Origin of the sequence: Bartonella sp. MU37NMGALS (assembly GCF_042194015.1) — a bacterium.
In the GTDB taxonomy this organism is placed as follows: Bacteria; Pseudomonadota; Alphaproteobacteria; order Rhizobiales; family Rhizobiaceae; genus Bartonella; species Bartonella grahamii.
The window spans coordinates 1-16,171 of sequence record NZ_JBHIML010000020.1; the positions used below are offsets into that span (position 1 = coordinate 1).

10 protein-coding genes, 1 tRNA gene and 1 pseudogene are annotated in these 16,171 nt (G+C 35.2%); 5 read left to right on the forward strand and 7 right to left on the reverse strand.

What is annotated here, in order from left to right; genetic code table 11:
- Positions 1-168: 168 nt before the first annotated feature.
- Complete coding sequence (locus ACFIJP_RS07755) at positions 169-759, reverse strand: hypothetical protein (protein ID WP_375626760.1); 591 nt, start codon at positions 757-759, stop codon at positions 169-171.
- A 765-nt stretch (positions 760-1,524) separates the two neighbouring features.
- Here ACFIJP_RS07755 and ACFIJP_RS07760 point away from each other — a divergent pair.
- The 3 genes and pseudogenes from ACFIJP_RS07760 to ACFIJP_RS07770 form a co-directional block, all read left to right on the forward strand.
- Complete coding sequence (locus ACFIJP_RS07760; protein WP_375626762.1) at positions 1,525-2,547, forward strand: ThiF family adenylyltransferase; 1,023 nt, start codon at positions 1,525-1,527, stop codon at positions 2,545-2,547.
- A gap of 37 nt (positions 2,548-2,584) precedes the next feature.
- Positions 2,585-3,805, forward strand: coding sequence for an MFS transporter (locus ACFIJP_RS07765; protein ID WP_375626764.1), 1,221 nt, complete (start codon positions 2,585-2,587; stop codon positions 3,803-3,805).
- A 1,324-nt stretch (positions 3,806-5,129) separates the two neighbouring features.
- A pseudogene (locus ACFIJP_RS07770) lies at positions 5,130-5,269 on the forward strand (integrase); the annotation flags it as partial.
- Between the two features lie 82 nt (positions 5,270-5,351).
- On the opposite strand, the gene ACFIJP_RS07775 reads toward ACFIJP_RS07770, so the two are convergent.
- Positions 5,352-5,442: transfer RNA gene (locus tag ACFIJP_RS07775), tRNA-Ser, on the reverse strand.
- A 319-nt stretch (positions 5,443-5,761) separates the two neighbouring features.
- Here ACFIJP_RS07775 and ACFIJP_RS07780 point away from each other — a divergent pair.
- On the forward strand, positions 5,762-6,958 hold the full coding sequence (locus tag ACFIJP_RS07780; protein ID WP_375626765.1) for a porin: 1,197 nt from the start codon (positions 5,762-5,764) through the stop codon (positions 6,956-6,958).
- Between the two features lie 1,303 nt (positions 6,959-8,261).
- On the opposite strand, the gene ACFIJP_RS07785 is transcribed toward ACFIJP_RS07780, so the two are convergent.
- The 5 genes from ACFIJP_RS07785 to ACFIJP_RS07805 all read right to left on the reverse strand — a co-directional run bounded on the left by ACFIJP_RS07785 (position 8,262) and on the right by ACFIJP_RS07805 (position 14,789).
- Positions 8,262-9,068, reverse strand: a complete 807-nt coding sequence (locus tag ACFIJP_RS07785; protein WP_375626766.1) for an N-acetylmuramoyl-L-alanine amidase — start codon at positions 9,066-9,068, stop codon at positions 8,262-8,264.
- 855 nt (positions 9,069-9,923) lie between these two features.
- Positions 9,924-12,098, reverse strand: coding sequence for an isocitrate/isopropylmalate family dehydrogenase (locus ACFIJP_RS07790; protein ID WP_375626767.1), 2,175 nt, complete (start codon positions 12,096-12,098; stop codon positions 9,924-9,926).
- Entirely contained in the window at positions 12,095-12,826 is a 732-nt protein-coding gene (locus tag ACFIJP_RS07795) for an alpha/beta fold hydrolase (RefSeq protein WP_375626769.1), read from the reverse strand. The genes ACFIJP_RS07790 and ACFIJP_RS07795 overlap by 4 nt, the downstream gene beginning before the upstream one ends.
- A gap of 260 nt (positions 12,827-13,086) precedes the next feature.
- The gene (locus tag ACFIJP_RS07800; RefSeq protein ID WP_375626771.1) at positions 13,087-14,283 is read right to left on the reverse strand and encodes a multidrug effflux MFS transporter; all 1,197 of its coding nucleotides are present in this window, start codon (positions 14,281-14,283) and stop codon (positions 13,087-13,089) included.
- A gap of 227 nt (positions 14,284-14,510) precedes the next feature.
- Positions 14,511-14,789 carry a hypothetical protein gene (locus tag ACFIJP_RS07805; RefSeq protein ID WP_375626773.1) on the reverse strand — a complete coding sequence of 93 codons (279 nt, stop codon included), beginning with the start codon at positions 14,787-14,789 and terminating at the stop codon, positions 14,511-14,513.
- A 305-nt stretch (positions 14,790-15,094) separates the two neighbouring features.
- Here ACFIJP_RS07805 and ACFIJP_RS07810 point away from each other — a divergent pair, with 305 nt between their 5' ends.
- Complete coding sequence (locus ACFIJP_RS07810) at positions 15,095-15,865, forward strand: phage tail assembly protein (RefSeq protein WP_375626775.1); 771 nt, start codon at positions 15,095-15,097, stop codon at positions 15,863-15,865.
- Positions 15,866-16,171: the final 306 nt, after the last annotated feature.

A 16,171-nucleotide genomic window follows, 5' to 3' on the forward strand; every position in this document is an offset into this window, starting at 1 on the left:
AACCTTGGCTATTCAAATGGATTTGGTTTTCCCCATGAGAGAGAATGAGCTCATCTTTTGTCATTCGCAAAGCGCCATAAGAGCCGTCACTTTTCTTTCCTTCTTTGTGCTGTAAGAGCTTTATCTCGTTGCTCAAACGTGTCTTCTAAATGAATAACTTTTCGTTTCTTATCGAAATATTTTCCTCAAACTTTGAAGCCTGTTATTTAAATTATCAACTTTGTGATCTATCCTTTTAATCTCTTGATTTAATTTATCAATATGTTCATGATGTTTAGAAATCACTTCTAAATAATGTAATGCTTGAGACTGATCCTTAAGCTTATTTGCTTCATTTAATTCTCGAAAAGCCTCTGTTCTTTTCTCAACATGCTCAAATAAAGTAAAAACCTTCTCGAGCCGTTCAAAAATTGCAGCATTCCGCTTTTGCGTTATTTCATATTTATAAGTTAGTTGCTTGTTATTTGGCATATTTTTCAGCAATGCAAAATAGAGTGCCTGCTGTTCAAAAGCTATTCTCTTCAAGTCCTCTACCGACACCCCCAATATTTGCATTGTATCGTTCCATCCTCTCTCCGCATTGTCTTTTTCAAACTTTGCTGAATCCAACTTCTGAACCGCATCATCACGTTCCTTAACAACTTGGGAACAAAATAATTTATCTATACCAGTATAGCCATGCGAGGTAGATAAAAGATATGTTAGCAAAAATATGATAAGCAATAAGCCTTCTCTCAACAGAACTTTTTTTGTAAACATTTTTTATTTTCTCGTATGCAATAAATTAAAACAAACAATTAAATTCGTATTGAAAAATTAATAATGAAATTTATTAAATCTATTTAGAATAATCTATTATAAAAATAAAAAGGGATAAATTGTACAAAAATTAAATACTTAACAAACAGAATAAAGCTATAAAAAATAATTTATTCAATAAAATAGTCATAGATTTTTCTTTCTATCTTTATATCTCTATAGGAGAAATTTAATCAATTTATAGGTAAATTTAAAATATTTTAATAGTATATTACAATTACTTCAAAAATAATATTTTGATTAATAAATCTATTAACATTTATGAAATGATGCGTATACAAAACGGATAACCACAATCAATGTAGTTATCAACTACTTTATAATATAGATTTGTTTGTTTTATCAGTAGCAGCAATAAAAAAGTTTGTGTTTTTTAGATAAATTAAAATTTATTCATTTTTTATATTATATTTTATGCTATTAAATTTAAGTTAATAGAGATCATAGAGTTTTAAACTGATGAGATGCGTTATTTTCTCAATGTACATTCATCAATATTTGATGTAGGAATATTTACTTTACATCATAAAAATGTATTTACATTTTTATATAGGGCCCTCCTCCCATGTAATGTGGTGAATAATGAAAGCATCAATAACGGGGAGGACATCATGAATCATACAGAATGTAATTAATGACTAAAGAAATTTACCTGAAGTTATTTTTCAGGGAAAAGTTGGTTTGCTCTACAAGTGGGGAGGAGAAATGAAACAACAATATATTTTAGGAAAATACACACGTGTTGTTGTTCGTGAAGAGGATGCTATTTTTGGTGCAGGTTCAAAGCAGTTTATTATCAATGATAAAAATTTTTGGGAGAACTTAGTGCTTATTGCAGCACAATGGATCAAAAAAAAGACAGTAGATGAAGTTTACAATTCACTATCATTAATCATGTTAAAAGAAAATTTTGACCGTGCGTTTGATTTTCTTGTTTCTAACCATTTTCTTGTCAAAGCTGAAACATCAGACAATATCCTCAATAATCGATATTCCAGAAGTCATCTCCATTATCAAAGCTATGGTATGCATCCAACCTCCGTTCAGCATATTCTTTTGCAAAAAAGTGTTGTCATTTTAGGGGGTGGTGGGATTGGTAATCATGTATCAGCAATGCTTGCATCCTCTGGCGTTGGAAAATTGACTCTTGTTGACAATGATGTGATCGAGATAACCAACCTTACCAGACAAATTCTTTTTACTGAAGAAGATATCAGTCTTCCGAAAACAACAGTTCTTAAACGTGAGCTGATGCGGAGAAACAGCCAAATTAAAGTTCATGAATTACAAATGTTGATTACTGAAAAAGAGAATATCAACAAATTACCCAAAGCTGATTTATGGATCATTTCTGCTGATTCACCTGCTCAGCTAGGCCTATGGATCAATGAATGGTGTGTAAAAAACAAACAAGCCTATATAAATTCCGGTTATGTTAATGATATAGCTGTCTTTGGTCCATTTTACATACTTAAGAAAACTGGTTGTTACGCATGTAGCTCGTCTATAGGTAATCTTCCGGCAAAAAGTGATCATCTTATTTATGAAGCTTGTGTTATGATTAATAATAACTTCAAAGTTGCTACATTTCCCCCTGTTAATGCACTTTCAGCTGCCATGTGTGCTAATGATGCTCTTAATTTTTGGGTGGTTATGGAAGCCTTCTTTCCACTGATCACCGTGTGGGGATATGGAGCAGCCAACTTTTCACAGAAGAGCGTTCTCTAAAGAAAAATCCTCACTGTAAGGTTTGTGGAACAACACAATGAACAGACCACGCACCCTCGCTCTCAACTATGGATCCTATAATGCTGTCCGCATGCTCATTGGTGTTTACCATGCTATTTTTTTAATGTCCATGGGAGTTAGTCTGGCGCAATTAGCTCTGCTTCAGGTTGTCTTTTCCACCACCATTCTGCTGCTTGATTTTCCCTGCGCTGTTTTATCTGACAGATATCGGCGTAAATATTCCGTTATGGCTGGGGTCTTTATGACAGGAGTATTTTATCTTCTATGCCTTCAAGCTCCTAATATGACAGCACTTATTATTGCGCAAATTCTCTATGCAGCGGGCATTTGCATCATTGTCAGCGCCATTGACGGATGGATTTACCATTCTCTAGGCGATAAACAGGATCACTTTTCGCATTATGCTCATCTCTACCACCAAGTTAACTCTTTCGGAAGTATTCTCAGTGGGATTGTAGGAATTGGAACGATCTATTACTCTGGACAATATTTTATGGGATATATCATCTCATGCCTCATGATGGGATTTATTTTTTTGATATTCCTTATTGTTCCGGAAGAAAAGAAAACGACAATTGAAACATCCAAAACAAAAACAATCTTGCACAATGCCAAGGAAACGCTCTGGATATTTCAAAATACAGTAGGAGGAGCATGGTTTATTTTCCTCATGTGCCTTTTTAGCGCTGGTATTCAGATTATTTATCATTTCTGGCAACCGATAATACTTTCAGGAGGAAAAATTCATCACCTCAACGGTTCGCAAATGCTCGTCTTGATGTGCTGCCATATTGGAGCCTTTTCAGCACAATATTTTTCAAATTTACTGATGTCTAAGTATCATGTTCTTGATAAAAAATATAAGAATTCTATAAAATATTTTTCCTTCTTTTCTGCGCTGATGTGCATAGCGCTCTATTTTTTAGTTCATAGCCATCAAACTGCTGCATCAGTCATCGCCTTCTCTTTAATCCATGGATTTATTTGCACTGTACCGATCGGTGCAAAAAGCTTATTTTTCTCAGAACTTAACCAAAAACAAACGCAACATATTTCTGGTATTGTTGGTGCTGTCTCTTTCAGCGGAAGAATATTTTCAATTACAGTATTAAGTATTATTTCTTTTCTTCCTGCAAAAGTTTCTCCATCTTACTATCTAATATTACCGACCATTACTTTTTTCATGTGTGGTTTGGTTGTCATGAAATGGATGAAACACTCTCAAAAGTCTCTATGAGAGAAAAACCATAACATTTCACCCACAACGTTTTCTTCTAAAAGAGATCAATATTTTTTTGAGAGCATTGCCACATCCAACGTTCAACATACAATGAAAATATAAAGCAATATGTTGATTTATAATGATAATATAGCAAACTCGAATATTGTAAGATTCTTTCTTTTCAAATCTGTTTTTATGGTTGAAACAATCAAAATCATTTGCTTGCACATCATTAAGTGGAGAAAGCCGTATAAATAAAAACAATTTAGAAAAGAAAAAATGCCTTTTATGAACTCTCATAGTTAAAATCTATCACAAAATGGAAGCAGGAGTATAATATGCCTCTTTGCATCTTCATAAGTATACAAATGGTGTGGCACTATAAGACTTTATATGCCTCACAGAAACTTTTACGTTTTATACCATTTAAGAGGTGCCGTCGCAAAATGGGCTTATACACATTGAAAGATATCTCTTTAACACAAGTGCATAAATTGGCAACACAAGTATATTTGTGTTTAGAACATTCTTTTTATATGAGAGGCATAATCCCAACGGGATAAACAAAAGCGTAAGACACATAATCTTCATTATTTAAAAGACACGACCATAGAGATTTATGAAAATTATAAAACTGAATTAATAAGATGATGATAAAAATGAGAGATAACTTCCACCTTTTTTGCTTTTATATTTTTTAAAAATTAAAAAGATCCTTCCGTTTTTAGAAATGACTCGCTAGCAAATATATACAATATTTTCTCCCCTATTTGGCATATAAACGCTGACATAACCGATAAAGCAGTAAACCATCTTAAATATTGATCTCAAATATGCTGTTGTATAAGGAGTAGGTGTTGATTGACACACAAAAGCAAAAGCTTAGCAAAACAACGTCATAAAATAAATGTGCCACCAAACGATTGGAACGATATAGGGAAGTCAAAAACACTTTGTAGAACAAAATCCGTAACATCTAGCTTTACGGCCGCTTATTCTTACAAACGTGCGTGCTGCTCCCTATATCCATAAAAATAAATAAGCAATCCTTAGCTAAAAAATATGCAACGTCAATGTGATGCTATAACAGAGCTTCGCTTTCCTTTATCAACAAAAGCATGAGAAATTTTGAACCAAACCTATTTTTCTCAGGATATTTTTTTCCACAACTGATCATATTTACTTTAATATAAATTGGCATAGCGATTTACATGAAACATATTGCGCTTAAAATATCCCCCATTGGTTTTGCTTTAGTTTACACCATTAGAAAAGAAATTTTTGTAACTTGTTTCATGAAACATAAAATTAAAAATCAACACAGGAATTAAGAAAATGAGCAACCACACGCGCTGCTAATACAGGTATTACAATTTCGCACATAAATTGAGATGGAAGGAAGATAAAATAGCACCACTCTATAGCAGAGTAGCTGATAGAAAACGTCTAGCAAGAAAAGCAATCAAAAAACTTCACAAAATTGAGATTAGCAGAAAAGCAAATGAGCACAAATCACTGAAAAAAATTCCTATACACAATCAACTGCTTTTATAACAATAGATGGCGGAGAGGAAGAGATTCGAACTCTCGAGAGCCTTTTGAGCCCTACTCCCTTAGCAGGGGAGCGCCTTCGACCACTCGGCCACCTCTCCAACAGAGAGGCATAAATGGTATCAACAGAAAGTTCAAGACATTTTCGATTTTTTTCCCAAATATCTGAAATTTTTCTCCTATTGAGCCCATAGGGATAAAAAGTTAACAAAACAAAAATTGTGTCTTTTTTACCACATTATCTCGAATAGTACATGTATACATTACAAAAAGGTAATTTCATATTTGAATATCTAAAAAGATTAGTATAGCTAAGATAACAAGTGCCGCGTATTTTACTTATGTCTTTGTCCTTAATGCGTTAGGTAAATGATACCCTTTAGAATTTAGAAGAAAATTAACGGACCTCGGAGATCCTATATGAATATTAAATCCCTCTTTTTAAGCTCTACAGCAGCTTTTTTAACAATTTCTGGAGCACATGCTGCTTCAACAGTTATCCCCGAACCCGAACCTGTAGAATATATTCGCGTTTGTGATGCCTACGGAAAAGGATATTTTTATATCCCTGGAACAGAAACCTGCATGCGTTTATCAGGAAATGTTCGTACTGATTTTATAGGCGGTGATAATATCGATGCAACAAACGAAACTGAACTGAGAAACAAAAGAAAAACCTATGGCGCATCATCACGGCTCACCCTTGTTTTTCAAGCCGCTTCTGAAACAGAAATGGGAACACTTCGTTCATATGCAAGAATTTTCTCAAGTTGGGGTGATGGTGGTGATAAAGCTGGTGCAAGGCTTTCAGCCGCTTACATTGAACTGGGTGGTTTTCGCGTAGGTCTTGATGACACAATTTTCAACAGCTGGACTGGTGATTATGGAAATGTTCTCAATGATGACAGCATAGCACCTGCCGGCACAACACGCACCAATTTTATTTCCTACACCTTTAATGGTGACTCCGGCTTTTCTGCTATTATCGGAGCTGAACTAGGCAATAATTCAGATGTTCTTCCTGGAATAAGCGGATACTATATTGATAAAGATGATAAGCTTGTTCCTATCACGAAGGATATTCTTCCAAGTAAAGCAATTAAAAATTACACACCCAATGTAGTTTTGGGTATCAAGTTTATGCAAAAATGGGGTGGTTTTTCAGCGGTTGCAGCATATGATACTTACTACAAAAAGTGGGCTGGAAAAGTACGTGCAGATTTCAATATCAATGATCGTTTCAATCTATGGGTAATGGCTGGTTATAAAAACGGCCTTGATTACTACACAGTAAATGAAAATGATGAGTTATCACGAAAAAGCACAACGATCTATGCAAACTGGGGCGGTAAATGGGCTGCTTGGGCAGGTGCCACTTACAAACTCACTCCGAAGGCAAATTTGAATGCACAAGTTTCTTATAGTGCTATAAAAACCTTTGCAACTTCTGTAAATATTGCATACACGTTGGTTCCAGGATTTGTAATTACGCCTGAATTAACCTATGTTTCCTGGAATGATGACCGCATTGTGAAGGATCAGAATAATAATGAAAAACATCTATTCAATAAAAAAAGTGCTTTTCAAGGTATGATCCGTTTACAGCGTTCATTCTAATCCTATTTAAGCTACAACCTTTGAAACCTAGCAACTTATGTTGCTAGGTTTTATTTTTGAAATTAAACATCATGAACATCTTTCTTGATCGTTATTTTCTTGTCTTTTTGACAAAAATTACTGGCTTTCACCAAAACATTCTCAGAAAATTCACCTGATGTGCTTGATAAGAACACTGCATACGTGGGTTCTTACACATCAATTCAAACAATCTCTTGCGTACCCAGGTGAACAAATACCTTTTCTTTATTACCAAATTGATTTTTGTTGGTAATTTATACCTAACCTTTGTTAATTTAGGTCATGAACTTCTCAGGTAAGTTCTGTACTGAACAAATAAAATATTGAAAAAAACAAGACATCATTGTGTTTTTGATTTACATGAATGTGTCTTCTATTAACACTCTACAACACAATATTTTACAACACTGCCTCGCATTAAAAAACTTAATCATCAAGAAACATGTTGTCAAAACGATGAAAATATCCTCCAAAGCAATAAAAGAGAAAATAGATATATCTTCAAAAAATGAGGTTCCCTCTTCTTCTTCTTCTAAAGAAGAGAGACTCCTATCAGGAGCAATCTGTAAACGACCCACCTTTTCTTGAATCTACATCACATTAATTATAATGATAATTTGTTGTTTTACATGCTGAATGAGGGTTCAGAATAGTGTAAGATTCTCTCATACCAGTCCTGTTCCATGTTTCAATCAACCAAAATCATTCACTTGTAGACGACAAATGGAGAGAGCCATGTGAATAAAAACGAGTAAAGAAAACCCTTTTATGAATCGTTTTAAGTTCCAAGGGCTGTAGTAATATTGAGATCTGGCAAAGTGTACAATGGTGTTCGGCACTTTTGTTAAGCATAAAAATGAGGATACACTTCATAGAGGATTTTAGATTATATTCTTTATGAACGTCGCTGTAAAATATGTGTTGTGATACACGCTAAAAGACATTTCTTTAAAACAAGCATGTAAATATATAATACAAGCCCATTTTGATTGAAGCGTTTTATCTTGCGTCAGGAGCATGCCATCATATACGCAACATCTTGACTTTACTCGTTTTTAAAGAAAGCAAAATATAAGACAAAGAAACAGTAAATTTAATCTCTGCAAATCATAAAGCATTCTATAGCTTTATGTTTCCATAAAACGCCTTATACCGTACATGAGATTTTTTACACGATTAATGCCCTTTTTACATAAAGCGCATTGGAAAAAAGAAGCCTCTCTTGATAAGAAAAAGGCTTACACGTCATCATAACCATATTTTCAATTAAAACACGTTGAATTCACGGAAAATATTTATCAACCAATGCATAAAGAATTGCTGCTGTTTCAACATCTAGAATCCCATCATAATTTTCTTGACGAAAATGAAGTTGGAATGCTCGGATCAAATCTTTGTATCCTGTTTGGGTACACGCAGCAGAAATGTCATATCCATAACATTTTAGCTTCGCCAAAATATCTTCTTTGGGCGGCAAGTTCTTAGAAAATTGCTCTTGATAATGACTTTTTAGTTCATCATCATACCATGCTCCTATACCTGCCCTATAAAGTTCTCTCCATGGGAAAGCTGCTCCTGGATCACTTTTTCTTCCAATAGCAATATCACTGTGTCCCACAACATCAGTTGGCATAATATCGGGATACCGTTGAAGAATATTCAAGGCAAGTTCCTTAACGGCATCAATTTGTATTGGATTATAAGGAGGAAATATACCACCCTCATCATGATAAGCCATAAAATCAACTGTCTCTTCTGGAGACTCAGAATGACCCGTCGCTAAATTAACGATTTCAATCCCGATAGATGCATCATTGAGATGACTATGCCCAGCCCATGAACTCACACCCGCATGCCATGCACGCTCATTTTCATCAACCAGATTAAAAATACGCATGTCCTTAAAGCCTGCTTCACGATATGTCTGCTCTGAAGGATCAGGAACAAGATAGTGTGCACTAACCTTTTCTCCTGTAAGCGCCATAATCGAGGATTTAAAATCAAGAGCCGTATAATGCATAACGAGAAAACGAACGCGACGATTAAAACTCTTGACAGAACGATAACTGTTGTAATCAATCTGATACATAAAAGCCCTTTCTTTTTTGCTAAAAAAGACCACTGCGCATCACAACAGATAGGACACGAACTGTTAAAAATGCAATGAACTTCCTATCTAGATACTAAGAATTACGCCTAAAATTTGTTCATCAAAAACATTGACACTCTTATCAACAATTAAGACACATTTTATTTCTCCCCCACACACGCGTAAAATGTTTTTAACCACATTCACAAACGCACCGCATTAAATATTTTCCTCAAACAAATTCCTAAAAATTACCAATCGAAAAGAAAACAAAAGCATAAAATAATCACTCCTTGAATTTTCACGTCTTACAGAAAAATAATTCTTCCTGTTATCACATTGAAAAATATCGCCCCTCGGAAGCGAACACCCAACGATCGTGCAATCACACAAAAACTTAAAGGAAAAATTTTTATAAGCTCTTTACAGCAATTTATTATCAGATAACTGAATGGCACATATTCGCAATAAACTGGACATATTTTTCAATAAAATTTGCAAAGCTTTCCTGTAAATGACACAACTTCTTGTCTTTTCACACCATCGCTTTTTGATTTACAAAGAATCTCAATTATTTACAACGCTTGAGGCACATGACGTCTCTGGATTCCTTGTCATCAGCTCTATGAAAGATAACGAATTGATTTATAATAATAATTAATCATTATAAATATTGAATGTAGCAAGCCTAATATCGTAAAGTTTTTCTTAATCTTGAATTAATCAAAGTGATTTAATTACACATCAAAAGAAAGATTAACCTATAGATAAAAATCACTTAAGAAAAGGATCAAAATACTTCTTATAATAGAACGTTCAATAATTTGAGCAATATTTTTACGTCCCCATAGAGGTTCATTTGCTTTTCTCAGTTTGCAAAACTCTTTTTAAAACCAACCAAGCTGCATATTCTTGTAAGACGGCACCTAAAAGTGGTCGCGTATAGGGAAAAGTTACACGATCATCACCATAACCTTTCATCCGTATAGTCATCGTGGCATGTCCAAGGCTTTCTTCTTGATTTTCTAATGTCTCGATAGAAGGTTCTAGGCTCACTTCAACCTCAAGCAGTGGAATATTTTTTGTACTTTTTTCTATGGGCTGAAAATATTTTAAAAGATATGGATCATTGGAAGACCAATGAACCTCTGTATGCTTTTTCAATTGTTTACAAGCAGTAGTAACTTCTGCACCAACCAAATAGGAGTGAAAATGATCTTCAAATTGTTCGATTAAATGCTGTGCCAAAGGTGCCGATGACTGACCAACAAGCTGCACAAGAACATAGGGGCTTTTCCATAAAAAATGCCGTTCAAATGGCTCATTTTCAAGATGACAATCAACCCACTGCGCAATGGTACTTTCATCAATTCCAATCAAAGTCCATGCATACCCCGCACGCGATACAAAAGAATATTTCTTCTCGTTGTGTTCTAAATAATTCTCTAAAAGCGCAAGAGCCTGTGATGGCGGACCAGGCAAAACAACAAGCGTACTTCCATCACAAGAAAGATAAAAGCCTGGTGCTGTACCCGTAGGATTATCAAGCACGGTTGCTGTCTCAGGAAACAATGCTTGACGCGCATTACTCTTATCCACCAAAATCCCTAATCGTTGTAATTGACCTTTTATTGTTTGCCAAACATCTTCATGATGTACCAAAGGCTGCTTTACAGCTTGAGAAACCGCATCACGTGTTATGTCATCTGATGTTGGTCCCAATCCCCCACTGATAATGATAAGATCTTCTTGTCCAAGGCAAGAAACAACAGTCTCACTGATTTGCTGTAATTGATCAGCACAAACAAAATGACGCGTGACTTGAATATTTCTTTTATTCAAGCTCTGACTCAAATCCTGCAAATTCGTATTCAAATATTGTCCTGAAAGGAGTTCATCACCAATCGTAATAATTGCCGCATGACAAATAGAGACAGGATTCACAAGAACATTGCGAACAGCTTCAGCCATTTGACGGGTAGAGGCTACACCTCCAAGATCATAGGTAACAGTTTTTCCAGCACGAATAACCTGATCAACACTCTCAGATAGTTGTTTTGCTGCATCTTTAAAACCTAAATGCTCTAAAAGTAAAGCCGTGGTATAAAGCATCGCAGAAGGATTTGCTTTATTCTGTCCAGCAATACGTGGTGCACTGCCATGAACAGGTTCAAAACAAGCAATCTCGCTCCCCACATTCACATGAGGAGCAAGCCCTAATCCTCCCATGACTCCAGCGGCAAGATCAGAGAGAATATCGCCAAACATGTTTTCAGCAACAATCACCCCAAATTGCTCTGGCTTTGTTGCTATCCACAAAGCAACCGCATCAACATTGTGAATATCTGCTTCAATTTCCGGATAGTTTTGCGCAATCTTCTCAAAAATTTCCTGAGCAAATTGTCCACTTTCTCGCATAACATTGGGCTTATCAGCAAAAGTAACGCGCTTAAAGCCATATTTCCTCGCATAAAAAAAAGCATATTCAAATAACCGCTCTAAACCAAAGCGTGTCTGCAAACGGACTGTCCACGCAGCTTCCTCAAGCCCATATTTTGTTAAATTGGGATGTTTTAGCCAAACGGCTGTTTCAGGAGAAATACCCCGAAAATCCAATCCAGCATAAAGGCCTTCACTATTGTCTCTGATAACACAAAAATGAAAAGGTTTTCTCGGACCAAAGATGTATCTGACAGGGCGTATATTTGCAAACAACCCTAATTTTTGGCGAAGCTGAATAACCGGTGACACATAGGCAAGTTTTTGCTCTTTTAAATGCGGTTCCAGTTCTTTTAAAGCCGCTTCTTTTCCCTTACTGGTCACAGCTCCAAGTAAAATGGCATCACTCTGAATAATTTTTTGCCAAGTTGCTTGAGGGACAGGATCTCCTTCTTGTTTCCAACATTCAAAACCAATATCACCATAAGTAAACTCAATCGGCAATTGGAATTGCTCTAAGACCCTCAACGCAGCATCACAAACTTCTGGTCCTATCCCATCACCAGGTAATACAAGAACTTTCTTTTTCATAACTCATCAATCCACTCATCAATGACTGCATCTGTCATAGTAGGATTATCCTCCCACAAACGCGTACCAGCACCAGAAATAATCTTATATTCATGATTGAAAAAATGACTTTTCGTCTGATTATCTACCGTTGCAAGTTGTGACTTTTCTCCCACTAAAGCTAAAAACTTCCCCTTATACTTAACTATTTCATCTCTAGCATCTATTTCTAATAAGAGTTTAAACCCTCTTCTCATGCGTTCAATTGCCACGCTTTTTTGTTTATCGGGAATCTCCAATAAAACTCTTTTTTTCATAATGCCAGAAGGATGCATAAAACCATTGAGTATTTCCAAAGCCCCCGACAAATCATTATTTTCTAAGGAGGCAAGAATATCTCCAAGGCGCCGTTGCAAAACCTTATCTGGATAGCCAGGTGCATTCACAGCAAGCACAGCTTGAACATTGGGAAGCCGTGCTGCCAATATTTGTACCAACATTCCAGCCATAGAAAATCCCACAAGCACTGCGGGCTCTTTAAAATAGCTTTTAAGTTTTTCTGCCATAAAAGATAAAATGTCTACAGCAGCATGATTGAGCACATGAGAACCCTTAGGAAAAAGAGAAAGCGTATCCAACAGAGTGACTGGGTATCCTTTTGATAAGCATAACTTTGTCAATGGAGAACAAAAAACACCACCATCCCAAATTGGCATTACAGGAGAAAGAATAATAATAGGAAGGCTCATTGATCAATTCCTCCCCTTATTTAAAACATGCATTAGAGCCAAAACTTTTCCCATCCAATATAATGAAAATATGTTGAAACTCTAGGCTCATACTCTCCCCCCATCATAATCGATTTATTAAACTCAAACTAAGCTTGTAACAAATTTTAAACCCACTCAATCCAACAACTTAATAAAAAAATTCATCTAATGTACAGGTACCCCATTCGTGAACAACATCAAAAACATTTCCGCATAATGCTTTCTTTTTATCATTTTACTCAGTTCATTTCTGAAGTCATAAAATGACGCGCTTTTTGAATATAAATGATAAAACCAATCATACAACACACAGCTAACAAAGTTGCCATAGCCCGTGGGCTATGACCAGATATCTTTCCGATAACCGCTGCACTGAGTGCCGCACTTCCTAATTGCAAAGATCCCATAACACCAGAAGCCGCTCCCGCAGCTTTCGGATGCGATGAAATAGCCAACGCTGTTCCTAACGGCAATAAAAAACCATTGCCAAAAGTAAGAACAGCAATAGCCATAAAACTTGTCACAAGGGGCCATGGGCTTAGATACATTTGCAAAGCAAACAGCACACCACCTATCACAAAAATAATGTACCCTCTCCCCACAGTCTTTTCCATAGACTCGCGCTCAAAAAACCATCGCGCCAAAAGATTTCCCAAAATATAGGGAAACGAAACACCAATATAGCTATAACTAATGTGTATCGGCGATAACCCCAAAGTCGTGAGTAAAAAAGGCGACTCCACAATATAAGCAAAATAGGCAGCGTAAGAAAAACACGGAATAAGTGCATAAAAAATAAATTGTTTATTTCTGAGAACACCTAAATATGCCTTCATAAATCCTACCGGAGAAAAATGCTGCCGCTTCTGAGGAGGTAGAGTTTCGGTTAGCACAAAACAACACAGCAAAATGGTCAAAAATATAAAAAAGCTTAAAAAGATAAAAGTTGCCTGCCAATGAAAAGCTTGTATCAAAAGTCCACCAATGAAAGGTGCAAGTGCTGGTGACATTCCAATAAAAGGGAAAACAATCAAATAAAGTTTTCCAGCCGCTTTTTTATCCAACAAATCATTGATAATTGCACGACTTAAGACAAGTCCCGCACAAGCACCAAGACCTTGCAAAAAACGTAACACAAGAAAAGCGTGAATATGAACCGTATAAATCACACCAAGTGTCGTAAATAACCACAAGAATAAGCCCAATAGAAGTGTTTTTTTACGCCCAAAATTATCACTCAGCGGCCCATAAATGAGCTGTCCAAGTGCCAATGCCAACAAAAAAACCGCCACTGCACTTTGAATTTGAGATTGTGTCACTTGATAATATTGACGCATATCGCCCAGTGCTGGTAAAAAAATATCGGTCGAAATCAAACCTCCTGTTGATAAACATACGATAAGTATAATGAATGGTAATGTATATTTATGTTTCATCAGGAAAGTCACATTTCTTAAATTTAAAAATATTTAAATTTTACGTTTATAGAAAAATAATAATTTATATTTATAAATATAAATCTATTTTAACTTTATCCACAGGAAATAAAATAATAAATTTTCTTTATTCTTTTACTTTATTCGAGAATAATTCATCTTGTTGATGCATAAATCCAATGTCTGATCCGCACGCACACGCAACACGTAAATAAACACTTAGTGCTTCACTTTATAATTAATTTTAAAGCATAGCAAATCGCAATTTTAAAACTATACGCAAAAGAAGCTAAAAGATCAAAACTCTCCTTCAGAGATATATTTCCCAATCCGAAATAGCGCATTTTGTTGTATTCATGTTGCCCTATCTTCATCAGCTTTTTTTCATTGATATCATCAACAAAAACGCTCCCAAACTCTATCCCTCTCCATGATAACAACATCACTTTTCCGACAACATCTTTTATCAGAAGTGGTTTACAACGCTCAAAGAAAAAAGAAGCCACAAACTCCCTCTCCTTAAAACTCCCCACACAAATATTATTGTAACAATACAGCATATAACAATGGCTCATGGAGAAGTTTTTATCAACACAAATAATTGAGCAAACAAACTTAATAGCCCACTAATATCATAAAGCAAATTGCGCTTCTATCTCGCTCTAAAATCTAAATTCATCTTGTCCATTTTGTTAGAATTTCATTCTACATAACCAGCACAAAGTTTATTACCTAAGCTATTGACAAACATGATATAATGAAAATTTGACGAATCATTCTGCATCTAATTTAGAAAGCAAGGGGCCTATCAATGAATATGACAGAACTAGCCACGTACCAATTACTTGTACCTATTAAAGTGGAAGGAAAGACATACACAGAAATCACCTTACGCCGCCCGAAATTTAAAGACTTAAAAGCAATACAGAGCAAAGAAGGCGACGAGCAATCAATTGAAATGATCGCATGTCTTTCAGGGTGGTCCTATAATGCCATCAGTAAACTTGATATTCGTGATTTTTTAAACATTAAAGACATTTACGGGCCTTTAATAAAAAAAGTATTAAAAAAACTTGATAAAATGAATACAATCATAAAAATCCCATCCCTAAAAATCCTATCCTTAGAAACTCAATTTTCTAAACATCTCAAAAACTTTATAAACAAAGTAAATGCACCCATAAAAAGCGTAATGGATGAATGTATTTTAATCGACAGTAAACCCGAAAAACACACAAGTAACCTTTACACACATACATTTGAAACAGAATCCATGACAACTGCAAATGCAAAAGTGAAAACCTGTAGCACCTATGAACCGATTACAGTTCATAATCCCTACGTCATAAAGGTGGAACACATGACCTTTACAAAATGCACTTTCTTAGTACAAGATGGTCCATCAAACCAAATTTATCTCTCAAATCAAAGTGCTCTTACATCGTATAAAAAAACTGCGGGCGAAACTAAAAAACAAACTTTGGAGAGAATCTCGAAACTTTTGGACATTGTCTCAAAACTTTTCAACTTTCCTCTCTGGTTTTGGGAGTTTTTACTCAAAGAACTTAGAAAGTTTTTCTAGCATTGTTTTGATATAGAATAATAAGAGAAGGAAAAACAGCTTAGAACACTAATGTTTCTTCCTTCTCTTTTATCTCTCATAGCTTTTTGAATTGAATACTTTTGATATTTATTTTGAATAATTGAAGCATTCTTTTAATTATAAGTACAATATAAAAACTAAAATTTTAGAAGACGCGCTGTTTTTACAAAAAAATGAAATAATAAAATAAATACTCCAGAATTTTAAGTAATGATCACCGTCTTGTGTTCGATGTTTTCTGTCCTTTTTGGCGCATATCTATTCACTTTTGGAACATAATTGGCA

Bases quoted from the DNA above. Each gene is read 5' to 3' on its own strand.
- ACFIJP_RS07760 (WP_375626762.1), top strand. From the start codon at position 1,525: ATGAAACAACAATATATTTTAGGAAAATACACACGTGTTGTTGTTCGT.
- ACFIJP_RS07795 (WP_375626769.1), bottom strand. From the start codon at position 12,826: ATGAGCCTTCCTATTATTATTCTTTCTCCTGTAATGCCAATTTGGGAT.
- ACFIJP_RS07765 (WP_375626764.1), top strand. From the start codon at position 2,585: ATGAACAGACCACGCACCCTCGCTCTCAACTATGGATCCTATAATGCT.
- ACFIJP_RS07800 (WP_375626771.1), bottom strand. From the start codon at position 14,283: ATGAAACATAAATATACATTACCATTCATTATACTTATCGTATGTTTA.
- ACFIJP_RS07785 (WP_375626766.1), bottom strand. From the start codon at position 9,068: ATGTATCAGATTGATTACAACAGTTATCGTTCTGTCAAGAGTTTTAAT.
- ACFIJP_RS07790 (WP_375626767.1), bottom strand. From the start codon at position 12,098: ATGAAAAAGAAAGTTCTTGTATTACCTGGTGATGGGATAGGACCAGAA.
- ACFIJP_RS07780 (WP_375626765.1), top strand. From the start codon at position 5,762: ATGAATATTAAATCCCTCTTTTTAAGCTCTACAGCAGCTTTTTTAACA.
- ACFIJP_RS07810 (WP_375626775.1), top strand. From the start codon at position 15,095: ATGAATATGACAGAACTAGCCACGTACCAATTACTTGTACCTATTAAA.
- ACFIJP_RS07755 (WP_375626760.1), bottom strand. From the start codon at position 759: ATGTTTACAAAAAAAGTTCTGTTGAGAGAAGGCTTATTGCTTATCATA.